This window comes from Pseudomonas sp., from assembly GCF_049301935.1.
In the GTDB taxonomy this organism is placed as follows: domain Bacteria; phylum Pseudomonadota; class Gammaproteobacteria; order Pseudomonadales; family Pseudomonadaceae; genus Aquipseudomonas.
In genome coordinates this window covers 11086-30120 of record NZ_JBAQLP010000014.1, presented here as the reverse complement: position 1 = coordinate 30120, position 19035 = coordinate 11086, and the positions used below count along the sequence as shown (strand labels likewise).

At 65.4% G+C, this 19035-nt stretch carries 14 protein-coding genes; 7 read left to right on the top strand and 7 right to left on the bottom strand.

Annotated elements, in window-relative coordinates:
* The first annotated feature begins 9 nt into the window (after positions 1-9).
* Positions 10-225 carry a dodecin gene (locus WA145_RS01895; protein WP_422579937.1) on the top strand — a complete coding sequence of 72 codons (216 nt, stop codon included), beginning with the start codon at positions 10-12 and terminating at the stop codon, positions 223-225.
* 155 nt (positions 226-380) lie between these two features.
* Entirely contained in the window at positions 381-1379 is a 999-nt protein-coding gene (locus WA145_RS01890) for an LLM class flavin-dependent oxidoreductase (protein WP_422579936.1), read from the top strand.
* 15 nt (positions 1380-1394) lie between these two features.
* Here WA145_RS01890 and WA145_RS01885 read toward each other — a convergent pair whose 3' ends face one another.
* Complete coding sequence (locus tag WA145_RS01885) at positions 1395-1814, bottom strand: hypothetical protein (RefSeq protein ID WP_422579935.1); 420 nt, start codon at positions 1812-1814, stop codon at positions 1395-1397.
* Between the two features lie 108 nt (positions 1815-1922).
* Between WA145_RS01885 and WA145_RS01880 the strand changes: the two genes are divergently transcribed.
* A complete protein-coding gene (locus tag WA145_RS01880; RefSeq protein ID WP_422579934.1) occupies positions 1923-2975 on the top strand; it encodes an aminopeptidase in 1053 nt (350 codons plus the stop codon).
* Between the two features lie 65 nt (positions 2976-3040).
* A complete protein-coding gene (locus tag WA145_RS01875) occupies positions 3041-3271 on the top strand; it encodes a DUF1161 domain-containing protein (RefSeq protein ID WP_422579933.1) in 231 nt (76 codons plus the stop codon).
* Positions 3272-3353: 82 nt separating this feature from the next.
* On the opposite strand, the gene WA145_RS01870 is transcribed toward WA145_RS01875, so the two are convergent.
* Positions 3354-4013: an HAD family hydrolase gene (locus tag WA145_RS01870; protein ID WP_422579932.1), complete on the bottom strand. Its 660-nt coding sequence runs from the start codon at positions 4011-4013 to the stop codon at positions 3354-3356.
* On the bottom strand, positions 4013-4555 hold the full coding sequence (locus WA145_RS01865; protein ID WP_422579931.1) for a gamma carbonic anhydrase family protein: 543 nt from the start codon (positions 4553-4555) through the stop codon (positions 4013-4015). The genes WA145_RS01870 and WA145_RS01865 overlap by 1 nt, the downstream gene beginning before the upstream one ends.
* 144 nt (positions 4556-4699) lie before the next feature.
* Between WA145_RS01865 and prlC the strand changes: the two genes are divergently transcribed.
* A complete protein-coding gene (gene prlC / locus WA145_RS01860) occupies positions 4700-6748 on the top strand; it encodes an oligopeptidase A (protein ID WP_422579930.1) in 2049 nt (682 codons plus the stop codon).
* Positions 6745-7023, top strand: a complete 279-nt coding sequence (locus tag WA145_RS01855) for a YheV family putative zinc ribbon protein (RefSeq protein WP_422579929.1) — start codon at positions 6745-6747, stop codon at positions 7021-7023. Before prlC ends, WA145_RS01855 begins: the two co-directional genes overlap by 4 nt.
* A 193-nt stretch (positions 7024-7216) precedes the next feature.
* Here WA145_RS01855 and WA145_RS01850 read toward each other — a convergent pair whose 3' ends face one another.
* The 4 genes from WA145_RS01850 to recC form a co-directional block, all read right to left on the bottom strand.
* The gene (locus WA145_RS01850; protein WP_422579928.1) at positions 7217-7981 is read right to left on the bottom strand and encodes a substrate-binding periplasmic protein; all 765 of its coding nucleotides are present in this window, start codon (positions 7979-7981) and stop codon (positions 7217-7219) included.
* An 80-nt stretch (positions 7982-8061) separates the two neighbouring features.
* Positions 8062-9891 (bottom strand): exodeoxyribonuclease V subunit alpha, encoded by a 1830-nt coding sequence (recD, locus tag WA145_RS01845; RefSeq protein ID WP_422579927.1) that lies wholly within the window; start codon positions 9889-9891, stop codon positions 8062-8064.
* Positions 9892-9991: 100 nt separating this feature from the next.
* A complete protein-coding gene (gene recB / locus WA145_RS01840; protein ID WP_422579926.1) occupies positions 9992-13537 on the bottom strand; it encodes an exodeoxyribonuclease V subunit beta in 3546 nt (1181 codons plus the stop codon).
* Positions 13534-16791, bottom strand: coding sequence for an exodeoxyribonuclease V subunit gamma (recC, locus tag WA145_RS01835; protein ID WP_422579925.1), 3258 nt, complete (start codon positions 16789-16791; stop codon positions 13534-13536). The genes recB and recC overlap by 4 nt, the downstream gene beginning before the upstream one ends.
* 197 nt (positions 16792-16988) lie before the next feature.
* Here recC and WA145_RS01830 point away from each other — a divergent pair, with 197 nt between their 5' ends.
* Entirely contained in the window at positions 16989-18635 is a 1647-nt protein-coding gene (locus WA145_RS01830; protein WP_422579924.1) for a Na/Pi cotransporter family protein, read from the top strand.
* The last annotated feature ends 400 nt before the right edge of the window (positions 18636-19035 follow it).

The window sequence follows — 19035 nt, the reverse complement described above, 5'->3', positions numbered from 1 at the left end:
AGCACGCTCATGTCCGATCATCACACCTACAAGAAAATCGAAATCGTCGGTTCCTCGAAAGTCAGCATCGAGGACGCCATCGAAAATGCCCTGGCCGAGGCGGCCAAATCCATCCGCAACCTGGAGTGGTTCGAAGTGACGGAAACCCGCGGTCATATCGTGGCGGGCAAGGTTGGCCATTATCAGGTCACCCTGAAAATCGGTTTCCGCCTCAGCAGCAGCTGACCGCCGTACAGCCACGACCACTGCCCTGCGCGCAGGCCAGTGGTCGTGTGCCCAGCCAATCGCCCCTTGGAATCCGCAGAATAAACCCCACTATCTCACTCAGGTATTGGCGCGTTGGTGCGCCCAAGCAAGCGGATAACCCACAGGCAGGCCCGATGAGCGCACTCGCACAGAGCAAATTCTCCACCCTTGACCTCGCCCCGATACGTGACGACGGCAACGCCGCCCAGGCGCTGCATAATTCCCTGGCGCTGGCGCAGTATGTCGAGCGCCTGGGCTTCGAGCGCTTCTGGGTGGCCGAACACCATAATATGGATGGCATCGCCAGCTCGGCTACGTCCGTGTTGATCGGCTACCTGGCCGCCGGCACCTCACGTATTCGCCTGGGCTCGGGCGGGGTGATGTTGCCCAACCACGCACCGCTGGTGATTGCCGAACAGTTCGGCACCCTGGCCACGCTCTACCCCGGCCGCATCGAACTGGGCCTGGGCCGTGCGCCGGGGGCGGATCATTTCACCGCCCAGGCGCTGCGCCGCGAGCGGACTGGCAGCGCCGATGATTTCCCGGCGGATGTGGCAGAGCTGCAGCGCTACCTTGGCCCGCGCACACCGGATCAGCGGGTGATCGCCATGCCTGGCAGCGGCACCAACGTGCCGATCTGGCTGCTCGGCTCCAGCCTGTTCAGCGCCCAACTGGCGGGCGAAAAGGGCCTGCCTTACGCCTTCGCCTCGCACTTTGCGCCGCGCTATATGCATGAGGCGATTCGCGTCTACCGCAACCACTTTAAGCCCTCGGCGGTGCTCGACAAGCCTTATGTGATGCTCGGTGTGCCGCTGATTGCCGCCGACACGGACGAGCAAGCGCAATACCTGGCCACCTCGGCCTACCAGCGCATCCTCGCCCTGATTCGCGGCCAGAGCCTGGTGCAGAAGCCGCCGGTGGCGAGCATGCAGGGCCTGTGGCTGCCGCATGAGAAGGAGGCGGTCAGCAGCTTCCTCGGCATGGCGATGATCGGCGGCCCGGAGAAAATCCGCGCACGCCTGGAGGTGCTGCTGGAACAGACCGGCGCGGACGAGCTGATCTTCACCTGCGACCTGTACGACTTCGCCGACCGCCTGCATGCCTTCGAACTGGTCGCACAGCTACGTGGCTAGTCAGCCGAGCCCAGGTCAGAACGTGCCGCAACGCAGGACCTTGCCGCGTGCCAGCACAGTGCGCTGCTGGTCGTAGAGCCAGGCCTGGGCTTTCATCTGCAGGGGTCTGGCTTCCAGCCGGTAGCGCTGACCGGCGACGAAGTTGTCATGCCGCACGCGAATCTCGCAGGTCACCTGGCGCGGCTCATAGGCGCCATCCAGGCCGCCGCCGCTGTTCACCTCGAACTGGAAGCGCGCCTGCAGCTCATGGGCGCCGGCCGGCACCTGGAAGTAGCGGCCATCGTTGAGGCGCTGGCCATCGAGTCGATCCGCCATCAGCAGCGTGCCGGCATGGCTGCGCAGCTCAACCCAGGCCTGACTCGGGTCAGCCGATGGTACGGGTGAGGCGCAGGCGCTGAGCACCAGCACACCGCCAAGCAAAGCCAGGTAACGCATGGGACACCTCCACCAATCGCAACAAGCATTAGCCTACGCCGATCCTGCACTGGAGGCAGCAACGCCGATGCGCTAGCGTGGCAGCTTATCTATTAATGAGTGATCGTCATGTTCGATGCTCTGCGCGGGCGCTGGGTTGTGCTGGCCGCCGCGCTGCTGCTCAGCGGTTGCAGCACCCTGGACTACTACAGCCATCTGGCCAGTGGTCACCTGCAGCTGTTGCAGGCGCGCGAGCCGATTGCCAAGCTGCTGCAGAGCCCCGCGGCCGACCCCGGCCTCAAGCAGCGCCTGGCCCTCGCGCAGCAGGCGCGAGAGTTTGCCAGCGCTGAGCTGAGCCTACCCGACAACCACAGCTACCGCCTGTATGCCGATATCCAGCGGCCCTTCGTGGTGTGGAATGTGTTCGCCACCCCGGAATTTTCCCTCGCCCCACAGCTGCATTGCTTCCCGATCGCCGGTTGTGTGGCCTATCGCGGCTTCTACAGCCAGGGTCGCGCGCGCGGCTCGGCAGCACTGCTTAAACAGCAGGGCCTGGATACCTACCTGGGCGGGGTCGAGGCCTATTCCACCCTGGGCTGGTTTGATGACCCGATTCTCAACACCATGCTGCGCTGGAGCGATGAGCGCCTGGTGGCGGTGATCTTCCACGAGCTGGCGCACCAGCAGCTGTATGTGACGGACGACACCGCGTTCAACGAATCCTTCGCCAGCTTTGTCGAGCGTGAAGGCCTGCGCCAATGGCGCGCCCAGCAGGGGCTGCAACCCAGCGACCTGCAGGGCGAACAGCAGCGCGAGCAGTTTGTCGCCCTGGTGCTGGCCAGCCGAGCGCGGCTCGAACAGCTGTATGACAGCGGCCTGTCAGCGGCGCAGATGCGCAGCGGCAAACAGGCCGAGTTTGAGCGCTTGCGCGCCGAATACCAGGCGCTGCGCGAGCGTGAATGGGGCGGCAGCGGCCGTTACGATGGCTGGATCAACGCACCGCTCAACAACGCCAAGCTGTTACCGTTTGGCCTCTATGATCGATGGGTGCCGGCCTTTGCCGCGCTGTTCGAGCAGGCCGGCCGCGACTGGCCGCGCTTCTATCGGCGTGTCGCGGCACTGGGCAAACTGCCTGAGGCGGAACGGCATGCGCGACTGGGCGGATTATCGCCAGGCTCTTGAGAACCCACGCAGCCGGATGCCGGTCAAACACTCGGAGTGCCTGTTTAGGCAAAAGGAGCGATGCAATGAACAGATTGAGTCTGGCCGTGCTGCTTGGCCTATTCAGTACCGGCGGGCTGGCGGCGTCCAAGCCCTGCGAAGAGCTGCGCGCGGAAATTGAAGTGAAAATCCAGGCCGCCGGCGTGGCCAGCTACACCCTGGAAATCGTGCCCACTGAAGAAGCCACTGACCCCAATATGGTGGTCGGCAGCTGCGACGGCGGCAGCAAGAAGATCATCTACCAGAAAAACGGCTAAACGTAGGATGGGTTGGACGCGTAGCGGCGTAACCCATCGCATGGGCAGCATGGGTATCGCTGCGCTCAACCCATCCTACGGTTTACCCCACAAATGCCTGGTGCAGCTCGGCCAGGCTGTGAAAGTGATAGGTCGGTGCCTCGGCCTGCAACTCGGCCGCGCTGCCGAAGCCATAAGCCACCGCCGCGGCATCCAGGCCATTGCGCCTGGCGCCGATCAGGTCGTGCTTGCGATCGCCGATCATCAGCGTCGTCTCTGGCACAAGCTGTTCCTTTTCCAGCAAATGGGCGATCAGCTCCACCTTGTCGGTGCGCGTGCCATCCAGCTCGCTGCCGTAAATCACCTTGAAGTGCTGGGCAAAACCGAAGTGCCGGGCAATCTGCTCGGCAAATACGCTCGGCTTGCTGGTAGCGATATACAGCGTGCGGCCCTGCTCGCCGAGCAACTGCAACAGCGCGGGCACGCCATCGAACAGGCGGTTCTCATACAACCCCACCTCGGCAAAGCGCTCGCGATAGTGCTGCACCGCCTGCCAGGCGGTGGCCTGGTCGAAGCCATAGCTGTGCATAAAGCACTGCAACAAGGGCGGGCCGATAAAGTGCTCCAGCGCCTGCAGATCCGGCTCATGGATACCGAGCCGGGCCAGCGCATGCTGCACCGAGCGGGTAATGCCCTCGCGTGGGTCGGTGAGGGTGCCATCGAGGTCAAACAGGATGTTGCGGTAATCCAGTCTTGGCCGCATCAGCCGGCGTAGCCTTCCATCAGGTGCTGATCCTTCAGGTGCACGTAGTTATCGGCGCTGTAGCGGAAATAGCTGCGCTCCTTCTCGCTCAGCTCGCGGGCCTGTTTGGCCGGGCTGCCGACGTACAGGTAGCCGCTTTGTAGATGGCTGCCAGGCGGCACCAGGCTGCCGGCACCGAGCATCACTTCATCCTCGATCACCACCCCGTCCATGACGATGCTGCCCATGCCGATCAGCACCCGGTTGCCGATGTTACAGCCGTGCAGGGTGACGTTATGGCCGATGGTCACATCGTCGCCGATATTCAGCGGATAGCCGCGCGGGTTGAAGGGCCCGGCGTGGGTGATGTGCAACACACTGCCATCCTGGACGCTGGTGCGCTCGCCGATGCGGATGCTGTGCATGTCGCCGCGGATCACCACCAGCGGCCAGATCGAGCTGTCCGCACCGATTTCCACATCGCCGAGCACCACGGCCGAGGCATCGACAAAGGCCCGTGAGCCGAGCAGGGGGGTGAATTGTTGGTAAGTACGAATCGCCACGATAGAAACCTCTTGGGCTGCGTCTTAGCTTGATTGTAATTAAGATGACCCCCATGTTCAGGTCATCAGGCATTTTTCTTTGCCCCGGCCTTTTTCAGCCTGCGCCGCAGTGCTGCAACCTTATCGAGTGACAGGTGACTTGTCGTGACTGCCCACAACCCACTGCTGCAAGCCTTCGATCTGCCGTCCTATGCCGCCATTCGTCCGGAACATGTCGAGCCGGCGGTGGATAGCATTCTTGCCGACAACCGCGCGGCCATAAGCCGTTTGCTTGCACAACAGTCTGGCACACCGAGCTGGGATGGCCTGGTGCTGGCGCTGGACGAACTGGGCGCACGCCTGGGCCAGGCCTGGAGCCCGGTCAGCCACCTGAATGCGGTGTGCAACAGCGCCGAGCTGCGCGCCGCCTACGAGGCTTGCCTGCCCAAGCTGTCCGAGTACTGGACCGAAATCGGTCAGAACCAGGCGCTGTTCCAGGCCTATCAGGCGTTGGCCGAAAGCCCTGCGGCCGCGGGTTTCGACGTGGCACAGAAGACCATCCTCGAACACACCCTGCGCGACTTCCGCCTGTCCGGTATCGACCTGCCGGCCGAGCAGCAGAAGCGCTACGGCGAGATTCAGATGAAGCTCTCCGAGCTGGCCAGCACCTTCTCCAACCAGCTGCTGGATGCCACCCAGGCCTGGACCAAGCACGTCACCGACGAGGCCGCGCTGGATGGCCTGACCGATTCGGCCAAGGCGCAGATGCAGCAGGCTGCCGAGGCCAAGGGCCTGGACGGCTGGCTGGTCAGCCTGGAATTCCCCAGCTACTTCGCGGTAATGACTTACGCCAACGACCGCGCGCTGCGCGAAGAGCTGTATGCCGCCTACTGCACCCGCGCCTCCGATCAGGGGCCGAATGCCGGGCAGCACGACAACGGCCCGGTGATGCTGGAAATCCTCGCCCTGCGTCAGGAGCTGGCCAAGCTGCTGGGCTTCGGCAACTACGCCGAGCTGAGCCTGGCCAGCAAGATGGCCGACACCACCGAGCAGGTGCTGCACTTCCTGCGTGACCTCGGCGTGCGCGGCAAGCCGTTTGCCGAGCAGGATCTGCGCGAGCTGCAAGCCTTTGCCGCCGAACAAGGCTGCAGCGATCTGCAAAGCTGGGACGTCGGCTACTACAGCGAGAAACTGCGCGAGCAGCGCTACAGCATTTCCCAGGAAATCCTCCGCGCCTACTTCCCCATCGACAAGGTGCTCAGCGGCCTGTTCGCCATAGTCGAGAAGCTTTATGGCATCCAGATTAAGGAACTGTCCGGCTTCGACAGCTGGCACCCGGATGTGCGCCTGTTCGAGATCAGCGAGAACGGCGCCCACGTCGGGCGCTTCTTCTTCGACCTCTACGCTCGCGCCAACAAGCGCGGCGGTGCCTGGATGGACGGCGCGCGCGACAAGCGTCGCACTGCCGATGGCACGCTGATCAGCCCGGTGGCCAACCTGGTGTGCAACTTCACCCCGGCCGTCGGCGGTAAGCCGGCGCTGCTGACCCACGATGAAGTCACCACCCTGTTCCACGAATTCGGCCACGGCCTGCATCACCTGCTGACCCGTGTCGAGCACGCCGGCGCCTCCGGCATCAACGGCGTGGCCTGGGATGCGGTGGAGCTGCCGAGCCAGTTTATGGAGAACTGGTGCTGGGAGCCGGAAGGCCTGGCGCTGATCTCCGGCCATTACGAGAGCGGCCAGCCGCTGCCCCAGGACCTACTGGACAAGATGCTGGCGGCGAAGAACTTCCAGTCCGGACTGATGATGGTGCGGCAAATCGAGTTCAGCCTGTTCGACTTCGAACTGCACGCCAGCCAGGGCGACGGCCGCAGTGTGCTGGAGGTGCTCGAAGGCATCCGCCAGGAAGTCTCGGTGCTGCGTCCGCCGGCCTACAACCGCTTCCCCAACAGCTTCGCGCATATCTTCGCCGGCGGTTACGCGGCCGGTTACTACAGCTACAAGTGGGCCGAAGTGCTGAGCGCCGATGCCTTCGCCAAGTTTGAAGAAGAAGGGGTGTTTAACCGCGCCACCGGTCGCGCCTTCCGCGAGGCGATTCTGGCCCGTGGCGGCTCCCAGGAACCGATGCTGCTGTTTGTTGACTTCCGTGGCCGCGAGCCGTCGATCGACGCCCTGCTGCGCCACCTCGGTCTGAGCCAGGAGGCCGCATGACAGATACACCTGTGAATGTCAGCGCAAAACGCTTTATCGCCGGCGCGGTGTGCCCGGCGTGCAGCGAAATGGACAAGATCCAGATGTGGAACGTCGATGGCGTGCCCCATCGCGAATGTGTCGGCTGCGGCTACGCCGATACCCTGGACGAACGCGGCAACTCGGTGCCGCGCGAACTGCCGACGCGGGTCAATATCAGCGCGCTAAAACCCAAGGCCGCCAATCCCAAGGTGCAAGTCGTGCAGTTCTTCCCCAATCCCAAGCTAAAAAAATGACCGGGGGGCATTTTTAATCTCGCGCCGCGATGGCCCGCAGGGTGGCCGCCGGAGATGGCCGGCCATAAAAAATGGCCGGGAGTCATTTTTAACGTCGCTCCGCGACGGCCCGTAGGGTGGCCGCCAGGGATGGCCGGCCATAAAAACCAACCGAGACACCTTCACCAATCAGCCCTACAACCGCTGCGCCAGCTCAGGGCGTAGCGCTCTGGTCCTGCTGCAGATGACGCTCAAGTAGGCGCTGGTACTCGCCGCTGGTGCGCAATTGCGCCAACCCTTGATTGAACTGGGCGATGATCACCGCCGCCTGCGGATGGCTGCGTGGCACGATCAGGTGCAAGGTGCTGCTGCTGATCGCGTTTTCGGAGCGGCGAAACCGCTCGAGCGGCACGCCGCTCAAGCGCAATGCGGCTTCACCCAGGCGCCGGTCGGAGATAAAGAAATCATCGCGGCGCAGCAGCAGCAGGCGTGCACACTCATTTAGCCCCGCCGGAGAATGCCGGCTTATTTGCCCAGCATCGAGCAACTGCTGAATGATCGGTGGCGGCTGCCAGCCCAGCGGGTAACACAGCCGGCGACCCTGCATGCTGGGCACATCGCCGACCTCGATCACCTCACCGGCGCGGCTGAAAATATGCTGCTCGGCAGTGAAAAGCGCAGCCGAATAGAGGAATAGCGCTTCGCGCTGCGGGGTGCGGATATAAGGGAAAGTCGCGTCATAGTCGCCGCGCAGAGTCTTTAAGTAACCACGCTTCCACGGGTTCCAGTCCAGGCTGTTGGCGATATTGCCCTGCTGCAACGCCGCGCGCACCACCTGGGTCAGCATGCCGCCCGCAGGCAGCGCCTTGCCGGTGAAGGGCGCGTAGTCATCGCCGGTGACCAGACGCAACGGCGCGGCCTGGGCGTTAGTGCATAGCAGCAGGCTTAAGAACAGACCGGTAAGTGTTCGTGCAGGCATCAACCTGACCTTAGCGCGGGAGGCGCAACGCAGAGCAGCAGTGACTCTGAGTCCCAGTGTAGGCGGCACTATGCGCATAACTAGTCAAACAGCCCTAACTGGCCATTGGTCGCGCGGGGCACATCCAGATACCCAGTAGCAGGGGCATTGGCCAGCCGCTCGGCCAAGCCCGCCGCGCGGTCGGCGCGGGTGGCCACTGCTTCACCCAGGCGTGGTGGCAGGGCCCAGATTTCTACCTTGTGCTTGGCGCGGGTGATGCCGGTGTAGAACAGGCTGCGGGTCAGCAGTGGGCTGGGTTGTTCGGGCAGGGCCAGCAGCACTTCGCTGAATTCCGAGCCCTGGCTTTTGTGTACGGTCATGGCAAAGGCGCTGTCGTGGCTGGGCAGGCGTGCCGGGGCGAAGGGGCGGTAGCCGTCTTCGCCTTCGAAAAACACCCGCAGGCCGTATTCGCTGTGCAGGCAGATGCCGATATCGCCGTTAAACAAACCGAGGGCGTAGTCGTTCTGTCGCACCATGATTGGCCGGCCGACGTACCAGCGTTCGCGGCTAGCGACCTGGCTGCGGCGTTTGATCCGTGCTTCCAGCGCTTCGTTGATGCCGGCCACACCCCAAGCCCCTTCGCGCTGGGCGGTCAGCGCGCGAAAGGTGTTGAATGCGGCGAAGGTCGCGGCCGGATCGCCGGTTTGCGACGCTGCCAGGTAGGGTGCGTAACCGCGATCCAGGCGATCCAGCAGGTCGGTCGGGGTCGGCGCGGCATTCCAGGCCAGATCCTTGCGCGCGTCCTTGAGTAGACTGAGGGTGCCGGCGACATCGCCGCCGTTGATCCGCCGCGCCAGTTCGCCGATACCACTGTCGCCGGCAAAGCGGTGGCTATGGGTCAGCAGCACCACGGCATCGCCGAGCTGCGAAGTCGGATCATTCACCGGCACCTGCTGGCCGGTGATACGTTGCAGTTCGCTCGCCGCCTGGGTATCGAAGCCACGACCCTCGCAGAGCTCGGCGAACACCGCGCCGGCTTCCACGGCGCAGAGTTGATCCTTGTCGCCGAGCAGAATCAGCCGCGCGCTGGCCGGCAGGGCGTCGAGCAGCTTGGCCATCAGCGCCAGGTCGACCATCGAGGCTTCATCCACCACCAACACGTCCAGCGCCAGCGGATTGGCCGCGTGATGGCGTACCTGCGGGCTGTCGCCCCGGCTGCCGAGCAGGCGATGCAGGGTGCGCGCCTCATCGGGCAGCGCCGCCTTGATCGCCTCGCTGACCGGCAGTTCGGTCTTGGCAGTGCGAATCGCCTCGGCCATCCGCGCCGCCGCCTTGCCGGTGGGCGCGGCCAGGCCGATGGCCAGCTGTTCGCAGCCCGGTTGTTCCAGTAATGCCGCCAGCAGACGCACCACGGTGGTGGTCTTGCCGGTGCCGGGGCCGCCGGAGATCACTGCCAGCTTGCGCCGCACCGCTTGCGCGGCGGCCAGGCGCTGCCAGTCGGGTTGCTGCTGGTTGAAGGCAAACAGCCGGCTCAGGCTTTCGCTCAGTTGCGTCTCGTCGACCACCGGCAGATTGGCCGCACGCACCAACAGCTGCTCGGCCAACTGGCGTTCGTAAGCCTGGTAGCGCGCCAGATAGAGGCGGCCGTGGTCGAGAATCAGCGGGGTGAAATCGCCATCGCCGCCGACCAGGGCGGATGCTTGCAGCTGCGCCTGCCATTCGCTCAGCGCCGGCAGGCTGAAGGGGTGATCGGGCCAGGGTCGCCGCCCGGCCAAGCGCGCCAGGGGCAGACAGACATCGCCCTGATCCAGGGCCGTACAGAGCAGCGCCGCAGAGGCCAGCACCAGGGGCGAAGCCTGCGGGTCGAGGCGTTGCAGGCTGGCGACCAGGGCGCGCTCCAGCGGGCCGAGAGGCAGATCGGCGAGGTTCATATGCCGCTCCCGTAGGTTGGGTCGAGCGCAGCGATACCCAACAGAGCTTCAGCCTGCAGATTGATGGGTATCGCAGGCTCAACCCATCCTACATAAACGGTCATTTGCCCTCCGCAAACAGCTTATCCAACGCATCCAACAGGTCATCGCTGGGCCGTGAGAAGTACACCCCGGCGCTCGGCATGCCGCGCAGAAACAGGTAGTAGGCACCGCCCAGCTGGTCACTCTGGAAGTCGGCCAGGCGCTGACGCAGGAAGCGCCGCAGCGCCACCAGGTAGATCAGGTATTGCAGGTAATAGTGCTCGGCGGCCAGGGCTTGCAGCAGGCGCTCACCGCCGTAGTAGCTGGCGTCCGGGCCGAGCCAGTTGGATTTGTAGTCGGCGATATACCAGCGCCCGTCGTGCTCGAAGCACAGGTCGATAAAACCCTTGAGGAAGCCCTTGAGGCTGTCGAATTCCAGCCGCGCCGCCGCTTCACGCATCGGCGCGGCCAGGCCATGGGCCGGGTCGCAGAGAATCGCGCGCAGGCGCTGCACATCCAGCCCGGCGAGGGGAAAGGTAAAGCCCAGTTCGGCCAAGCGCCGCGCCGGATTAAGGCCGGCCAGAGTCAGACCCTGGCCATCCAGATCGGCGTCGATCACCTGTTGCAGCTGCTCAAGCGCCACCGCGTGCCAGTCGCTGCTGATGCCATGCCCAGTCAGGCCCGGCTCAATCAGGTCCGCCAGCGCGGCCTTGCCGCGCGCCCAGTCTTCAAGAATGGCGTGCAAACAGGTGCCGGCGCGCGCGCCACGGGGGAAGGCGAAAAAGCCACTGCCCGGCTCGCTGGCATCGGGCATGACCAGGCCGTCGCGATCCGGCGCTTCCATATGCATACCGGCGGCTAATCCTGAAAAGCTGCCGACGCGCCAGGCGCTGTGCAGGCTGCGCTGTAGGCTGGCCAGTTGCTGCGGCGCCGGGGCGCGTTGCTCGCCAGCGGCGCTGGCTTCTATCGCACGCAGCGGCTGCAGGGTCATCTGGCTCTGGCTACCGGCGACCAACTGCTCGATCTCGCCGCGCAAACCCTGCGGGGTAAGGCTCTGAAAGTGGCTGGCGAGTTCAAGCAGGGCATCCTCACCCGCCAATGCACGACCGTGCAGCAGCCAGGCCAGGGCGCTGCTGTGCAGGCCACTGTCGCCGAGGCTGCCGTCCTTTTTCGGTTTGCAGTCCACCGGCCCCCAGTGCAGCCACAAGCGGTCCCGCGCGCGGGTCAGGGCCACGTAGGTCAGGCGCAGGCGCTCGGCGAAACGCTCATGCCGGGCGCGCTCGCGGTGCGTGTCGAACTGCTCGCCACCCAGATCGAGCAGCGGCGTACCGTCCTCGGCATGGCAGCTGATGTCCTCACTCTGGCGCAACAGCGCGCCGTCCCACAGGTAGGGGCAGAACACCAAGGGGTATTCCAGGCCTTTGGAGGTGTGGATGGTGACGATCTGCACCCGCTCGGCATCGCTTTCCAGGCGCAGCAGGGCCTCTTCGCCGTGGGCCTCGGCGCTGCGCTGGGCGTTAAACCAGGCGAGCAATTGCTCCAGGCCGGGGCGTTGCAGGCTCTCGGTTTGCAGCAGCTCGGCCAGGTGCAGCAGGTTGGTCAGCCGCCGTTCGCCGTCCACCAGCGCCAGCAGGCGCGGCGCCACCTGCTGCTCGTCCAGCCAGGCGCGGAAGGCGCGCATAAAGCCCTGCTGCTGCCACAGCTGGTGGTAGCGTTCGGCAGCTTCGCGCTCGGCGTCCCAGGCCTGGGCATTGTCCTGGCAGGTCGCCAGATCCAGAGCGCTGCGTCCCAGCAAGCGGCTGGCCAGGGCGTAGCGCAGCGCGCCTTCGCGGCCCGGTTCGGCGTAGGCGGCCAGTACTGCGGCCAGCTCCTCGGCCTCCTCGCTGTGCCAGACGTTCTCCTTGCCACGCCGCACACTGGGCACGCCACGGGCGGCCAGCTCGGCAGCCACTTCACTGGCCTGACGATGGCTGGCGACCAGCACGGCGATATCGCCGCCTTTAAGCGGGGTGCGTGTGCCGCCCTCGTCGAAATAGGCCCGGCCCTGGCTGCTGGCACTAAGTACCGCCGCGATACGCCGCGCCGTATCCCGCGCCACCAGGCTGCCGGCTTCGCCCTTGCCCAGGTGTTCGTCAGCCAGCCAGACCAGCGCCAGCGGTGCGTCCTGTTCATCCTCGATCACGGGCAACACCAGCTGCGCACGCGCCTTGTCACTGGCCCCGACCTGTGGGTAGTCCAGGCCCTTTTCGGCAAAGGGCATGGGCCGCTTGAACAGCAGGTTGAGCGCGGCGATCAGCTCGGGCGTGGAGCGATGGTTGGTGGCCAGGCTGTATTGCCGCGCGGCTTCGTCGCGGGCCTTGAGGTAGGTGGCCAGGTCCGCGCCCCTAAAGGCATAGATGGCCTGCTTGGGGTCGCCTACAAAACATAAGTCCCCATCGCTCTCATAGATACGATGGAATACCCGGTACTGCACCGGGTCGGTGTCCTGAAACTCATCGATCAGCGCCACCGGGTATTGTGTGCGTAGGGTGCTCGCCAGGTGCTCACCGCCCTCGCCGTAGAGCGCCTGGCGTAGCTTGTTGAGCAGGTCATCGAAGGCCAGCAAGCGTTGCGCCGCCTTGCGTGCCGGCAGTTGCTCGTTGAGCTGGCCGATCAGCCGTACCTGCAGGTCGATCAGGCGCTGCTCGGCCTCGGGTTGCGCCGCATCGAGGGCGTCGCAGAGCGCCTGCAATGCAGCGGCCAGGGGGTTGGCCGGCGCCTCGCAGCCCTTCTTGCTGGCCTTGTTCAGCCCCTCGCGGGATAGGCGGCGGTGCGCCTCGGTCTTGCTGAACAGCGCGGCGGCGTCGCTGAAATAGCCATCCAGCTCGGCCTGCCAGAGGCCCAGCTTGGCCGGGTTGCACATAGCGCTCTTGAAGCCATCGAAGGCCTTAAGTTGCGCCAGCCAGGCGGCGCTTTCACTCAGCCAGCAGCGCTGCGCCTGCTGCCAGGCGGCGCGCAGGGCGCTCATCTCGCTGCGCGCGCCCGGTTGCGGCTCGATGCGCAGATAGGGCTTGCCCAGGTGATTGCGCAAACGCTGGCGTAGAACCTGCGGGGTGATCTTCTGCTGCACTAGAAACGCCGCCCATTCCGGCTCGGCGGCGGCCAGCTCGTGGCGCCAGAGGTCGGCGAGTAGGGCATCGAGAATCTCGCGGTCGTCATGGGTCAGTTCGTTGTCGAAGTCGCCACCGGCCTCAAACGCCGCGTCCTGCAAAGCGCGCTGGCAGAAGCCGTGGATGGTGAAGATCGCCGCCTCGTCAAAACCATGCACGGCCAGCAGCAGACGGCGATGGCTGGCCGGGTCCGGGTACTGGGCGTGCAGCGCGTTGAGCAGCGTGTCGTCGCCCGGCCCTTGTTCGTAGACCGCCAGCAGCTCGGCCAGACGTTTGCGGATACGCTCGCGCAGCTCGGCAGTGGCGGCGGTGGTAAAGGTCACCACCAGAATCTGGCTGACGCTGAGCTGCTTCTCCAGCAACAGGCGGGCGTACAGCGCGGTCAGGGTCCAGGTCTTGCCGGTGCCGGCGCTGGCCTCAATCAGCGAGCGGCCGGTGAAGCTGTCCTTGAGTAGATCCAGGCTGGCGGCGCTCATGTGTCGTCCTCGTCACTGCCTTGCAGGGCGTCCAGCGCTGGGCCGTAGAGCTGTTCGGCCAGGGCCTCGAAGCGTTCGTCCAACGGCTCGCGGTCGCGGAAGGCCAGTCGGTTCCAGGGGTCCTGGCCTTCGCCGGTCATATAGTCGTTGCCGTGCCACATCACCCGCGCTTCGCTGCGTGCTGCATCGATGGGCTCTTTCTTGCCGGGCTTGCGCCATTTCTTGGCAAAGCCATAGCTGCATTTGGCGAGTACCGGCAGCGGCTCGCATAGCGCGCTCTTGTAGGCGTGCAGCCAGGGTTCAAGCAACACCAGGGGGCTTGCCAGCGGCCCTAGGCGCCATTCACTTTTTGGTGAGAGCAGGCGGCTGTCGCGGCTGATGCCGGGCGGGGCGGCGCAGTTGAGCAGCAGATGCCGCAGCCAGAACGGCGCCAGCTCCCAGGCGCCCAGGTCGCGCAGGCGGTAGTCGAACAGGCCGGCGCTGGTCACGCCATCGAGCCAGCCGTGGATGCGCACACCGGCCAGGTCGATATCCACCAACAGCGGCTGCGGTGGATCTTCCGGGCGCTCGTCGAACAGGGTCGGGGCGAAGGCGCGGATCGGCCCGCGAATCTGCCCCCAGTGCGCCTGGCCCAGCTCGCCCACCGGCAGCCAGCCGGAGGCGGCTGCCACAGCGCGCTCCTGGCGTTCGCTCCAGCCCTGCTCGATGGCCTGCAGCGCCAGCTGACGCAGACCGTGCTGGCTGGTCCATTCGACGCTGAAAGGCTCGTCGCCGGCCAGGGCTTCTTCGCCCTCGGCCAGGCGCAGGCCGAGGCGCTGCTCCAGCAGGTAGCGCGCCGGGTGCTTGAAGCAGTGGATCAACTGACTCGGTTCGATGTTTAGCCAGTCCGCATCCGGCTCTTCAAGGCGGCTGGCAAAGGGCTGCGGCGCCTCCACCGCCTGGCTTAGGCGCTGCGCGGCGCGGAACCAGGGCGCGGCAAAACCGGCCTGCTGACCACCGGCGAAGTTGCCGGGGGCAAAGGGTTGCAGCGGATGCTGCTGGGTAATATGTGCGCTGGCTTTCTGCTCTGCGGTTGAAGCTGCCGTCAGGTCGATCACATCCAGCAGCTCGCTGACCAGTACCGAGGGCGGCAGTTCGGCGTTGCTGCGCGGGTCGCGGCCGACGTAGCTGAGGTACAGGCCGCCGCGCGCCGAGAGCAGGGTTTCCAGCAGCAGATAGCGATCATCCAGGCGCCGTGCGCGGTCGCCACGCCGCGGTTTCTGGCTGATCAGGTCGAAGCCGGCAGCTGGCGTGCGGCGTGGCAACGCGCCGTCATCCAGGCCGAGCAGGCAGACCAGGCGAAACGGCAGGCTGCGCATCGGCACCATGGTGCAGAAGGTTACCGCGCCGGTCAGAAAGCCGGAGGCGGCGCTGCCTTGCTCCAGTGCCGCGGTCAGCTGCTGGCGAATCAGCGCCAGCTCGATGGGCCGCTCGACCCCCGAGGCGTCGCCCTGCTCCTTGAGCGCCGCACAGGCCTTGGACAGCAGCAACAGGGTATCGCCTGCCTCGCGCTCATCGAACAGCTGCTCGATCAGCCCTTGCAGCGACTCGGCCCAGTCGCCCAGCGGCCGTGGCCGTTGCAGGCTCTGCGCCAGGGCAGTCAGACGCTCGACAAAGCCGACCAGGCGACCGAGCAGCTGCGCCCGGCCGCCTTCCAGGGCATCCAGCGGCCAGCTATCGCCCAGCAGCGGCGCGGCCAGACCGGCAAGTTGTGGCGGCGCAGCAAAGCCCAGCAGCAGGCGATCCAGCCCTTGCCGCCAGGTAAAGGCGGCATCGGCGGGCAGACCCAGTTGCTCGCGGTGCGTTTCATCGCGGCCCCAGCGCACCCCGGCCTCACGCAGCCAGTCGCGCAGCAATGGCAGGTCTTCGGCTTCGATAGCGACACGGCGGGCGATGGCCGGCTGCTCCAGCCAGGCGAGAATCTCTTCGGCGGCAAAGCGGCTGTCCGGCAGCGCCAGCAGGTTGAGGAAAGCTTCGATCAGCGGGATTTCCGCGCGCAGGCTGCGGTCGGCCAGGCTAAAGGGAATCCGCGGTACACCTTCACGCGGGGCGAACACTGCTTCGATATAGGGCGCGTAACGCTCGATATCCGGGGTCAGCACCACCACCTGATCCGGGGTCAGGCCCGGCTCGGCGGCAAAGCGGGCGAGCAGCTGGTCATGCAGGATTTCCACCTCGCGCAGCGGCGAGTGGGCGACGTGCAGCTCTAGCGAGCGGTCGTCCTCGCGCAGCAGCAGGCGCGCATCGGAGGTGCGGGTGCGCAGGCGCAGGATGTCGTTCTGCAACGCCTGCAGCAGGCTGGCGTCGTGCAGGTCAGCGTCCTCGGAATACAGGCCGATCTCCTGACTGCCTTCGCTGGACGCCAGGCTGAACAGGCTGTCGAAAAAATCCCGGCCCTGCTTGCCCAAACTAGCGAGAAGCGGGTGACCAACATCCAGGTACCAGTCTTCTAGAGCGGCTTCGGGTTGCCGCGCCAGCTCACGCATATCGCGAATCTCGCCCCAGGCTTCGCGGCAGGGATTCAGCGCAAAGATGACCACCTCGGTGTGCCGCGCCAGGCCTTCGAGTACACGCATATGGTGCGGCGGTAGTGAGCTGATGCCGAACACCAGCACGCGCTCGGGTAAACCAGAGATGGATTCGGGGTTGTACAGGCGGGCGAGCAGCTCTTCCAGCAGGCGCGCACGGTGCGGGTGGCCGTCCTTGGTCAGCTCACGCCAGAGCAGCGCTTGCCAGGCCTCGTCCGGGCCGAGGTCCTGCAGCTCGCTACGCTCCCAGGCGGCCAGCCAGTCGTCGCGATACAGTAGGTATTGGTCGAATACGTCGGCGATCTTGATGGCAAGTGACAAGCGCCGCCGCTCATCGCCGCCTTCCAGGTAATGCGCCAGACGCGGCGCTTCGGCCAGATGGGCCGGCTCGCACAGCCAGTCATACAGCCGCCAGCTCAGGCTGCTGGGACTGAACGCCGACTGCTCCGGCAGTTGCCCCAGGCACAGGCGCGACAGGTCCCAGACAAACTTGGCCGGCAGTTGCACCTCCAGCTGCATGGCAATGCCCTGCTTGCGCGCCAGCTCCAGGGTCAGCCAACGCCCCATGCCCTGGCTCGGCACCACCACCAACGCCGGCGCAAAAGGCTCGCGCATCGGCGTGGCGAGCAGCGTGGTGGCCAGCTCGCCAAGGGTTTCCAGATCGGGGGCATGGTAGAGGGTGAGCATGGGCAAAGATCGCATCCGTTCAGTAGCGGGCAAGGTTATCAGCTCACGCAGCTTGGCGGGATTGCGCGACAGTCTGTGTTGCGCGCTGGCGTAGAGCGCCAACCCCAGCTAAAGCTAAACATAGGGCCTTCGCTTTTATAACAAGTAAAAACCACGCGTCACGCTGCAACCGGGCTGACGCGCCAGGGAGCAGCCGCATGCTCACCCTGCTTAATCTTCTCTCCGCTGTCGCCCTGCTGATCTGGGGCACCCATATCGTGCGTACCGGCATTCTGCGGGTGTACGGCTCGCACCTGCGCAAGGTGCTTAGCCATAACGTCAGCAAGCGGCCGCTGGCGTTTGCCGCCGGCATCGGCGTGACCGCGCTGGTGCAGAGCAGCAACGCCACCGCGCTGCTGGTCACCTCGTTCGTCGCCCAGGGCCTGATGGCGTTGACCCCGGCGCTGGCGATCATGCTCGGTGCGGATGTCGGCACGGCGCTGATGGCGCGGGTGCTGACCTTCGACCTGAGCTGGCTGAGCCCGCTGCTGATCTTTCTCGGGGTGATCTTCTTTCTCTCGCGCAAGCAGACCCGCGCCGGCCAGCTCGGCCGCGTGGCCATCGGCCTGGGCCTGATGCTGCTGGCCCTGGAGCTGATCGTCGCCGCCGCCACGCCGATCACCCAGGAGCAGGGCATCCGCGTGCTGTTTGCCTCGCTGACCGGCGACCTGCTGCTGGATGCCCTGGTCGGCGCGCTGTTTGCGCTGATTTCCTACTCCAGCCTGGCCGCCGTGCTGCTCACCGCGACCCTGACCGGTGCCGGACTGATCAGCCTGCCGGTGGCCATCGGCCTGGTCATTGGCGCAAATATCGGCAGCGGCGTGCTGGCCTTTCTCAACAGCAGCCTGCAAACCCCGGCCGGCCGCCGGGTGGCCCTGGGTAGCCTGCTGTACAAGCTGATCGGCCTGCTGCTGGTAATGCCGCTGCTCGACCCGTTGGCCAACTGGCTGGACAGCCTGAACTGGCGTCCCGAGGAGCTGGTGATCGCCTTCCACCTGATTTACAACAGCCTGCGCTGCCTGCTGCTGCTGCCCACGGTCGGGCTGATGGCGCGCTTCTGCAACTGGCTGCTGCCGGATCGCCCGGATGAAAATGGCGTGGCCCGCCCGCGCCACCTCGACCCCACTGCGCTGTCCACACCCAGCCTGGCGCTGGCCAATGCGGTGCGCGAAACCCTGCGCATCGGCGACCTGATCGAGACCATGCTCAGCCATTTGCTGGAAGTCCTGAGTGGCGGACAAACCGCCCTGGGCAAGGAGCTGCGCCGCCTGGACGACGATGTCGATGCGCTCTACAGCGCGGTCAAACTCTACCTGGCGCAAGTGCCACGCGAGGTGCTGAGCGAACACGACAGCCGGCGCTGGGCGGAGATCATCGAGCTGGCGGTGAATCTGGAGCAGGCCGGCGACATCATCGAACGCATGCTCGGCAAAGTGCAGGATCAGAAGACCGCGCAGCGCCATTCGTTCTCCGACAGTGGCCTGGAGGAGCTCACCGCGCTGCACGCCCAACTGCTGGCCAATCTGCGCCTGGGCCTTTCGGTATTTCTCTCCGGCGACAAGGAAAGTGCCCGCCAGCTGCTGCGCGAGAAACGCCGTTTCCGCGCCCAGGAACGCCGCCTGGCCCATGCCCATGTCAGCCGCCTGCATCACCAAGTGGTGCAGAGCATCGAAACCAGCGCCCTGCATCTGGAGTTGATCGCGGATATGAAGCGTCTCAATTCACTGTTCTGCGCCAGCGCCTATGTGGTGCTGGAGGCGGGCGAGAGCGGTGCGCTGCATGCCGAAGAAACCGGGGGCGATTAAGCCTCTGGCGCATACCTAACCAGCCGCACCATGCCTCGGTGACTTCGGGTAATGGCCACTGGCTGGGAAGGCAGGGCCGATAGCCTTTACTTCAGCGCAGGCCTGAGCCATATCGCCGCAGCGGCCACTCGTATGCGCTACCTCAACCCCTGCCTATGGCCAACGCAGGGCAACCTGGCGTACCTGGTCGAGCGGCTGCGCCAGCACGCAAGCAGGTGCCTGTCAGGCCAGGGTCGACAAGGTTTAAATGTCGCAAGCCGTGGGCGCCGCCATGCGTGCAAATCGCCGGCATGGCCGGTGTGTACAAGCCGATGGCTAACGGCGCATGGGGCTTCAGGACAAGTGGTTAGTGCCGCGGCACTAGGGTTACGTGCCCAGCGGGCCACAGACCGCAGCCACA

Excerpts from the sequence above, each read along its gene's own strand:
- WA145_RS01895 (WP_422579937.1), top strand. The coding sequence starts at position 10 with ATGTCCGATCATCACACCTACAAGAAAATCGAAATCGTCGGTTCCTCG.
- WA145_RS01830 (WP_422579924.1), top strand. The coding sequence starts at position 16,989 with ATGCTCACCCTGCTTAATCTTCTCTCCGCTGTCGCCCTGCTGATCTGG.
- WA145_RS01855 (WP_422579929.1), top strand. The coding sequence starts at position 6,745 with ATGACAGATACACCTGTGAATGTCAGCGCAAAACGCTTTATCGCCGGC.
- WA145_RS01890 (WP_422579936.1), top strand. The coding sequence starts at position 381 with ATGAGCGCACTCGCACAGAGCAAATTCTCCACCCTTGACCTCGCCCCG.
- WA145_RS01880 (WP_422579934.1), top strand. The coding sequence starts at position 1,923 with ATGTTCGATGCTCTGCGCGGGCGCTGGGTTGTGCTGGCCGCCGCGCTG.
- recC (WP_422579925.1), bottom strand. The coding sequence starts at position 16,791 with ATGCTCACCCTCTACCATGCCCCCGATCTGGAAACCCTTGGCGAGCTG.
- WA145_RS01885 (WP_422579935.1), bottom strand. The coding sequence starts at position 1,814 with ATGCGTTACCTGGCTTTGCTTGGCGGTGTGCTGGTGCTCAGCGCCTGC.
- WA145_RS01870 (WP_422579932.1), bottom strand. The coding sequence starts at position 4,013 with ATGCGGCCAAGACTGGATTACCGCAACATCCTGTTTGACCTCGATGGC.
- WA145_RS01850 (WP_422579928.1), bottom strand. The coding sequence starts at position 7,981 with ATGCCTGCACGAACACTTACCGGTCTGTTCTTAAGCCTGCTGCTATGC.
- recD (WP_422579927.1), bottom strand. The coding sequence starts at position 9,891 with ATGAACCTCGCCGATCTGCCTCTCGGCCCGCTGGAGCGCGCCCTGGTC.
- recB (WP_422579926.1), bottom strand. The coding sequence starts at position 13,537 with ATGAGCGCCGCCAGCCTGGATCTACTCAAGGACAGCTTCACCGGCCGC.
- WA145_RS01875 (WP_422579933.1), top strand. The coding sequence starts at position 3,041 with ATGAACAGATTGAGTCTGGCCGTGCTGCTTGGCCTATTCAGTACCGGC.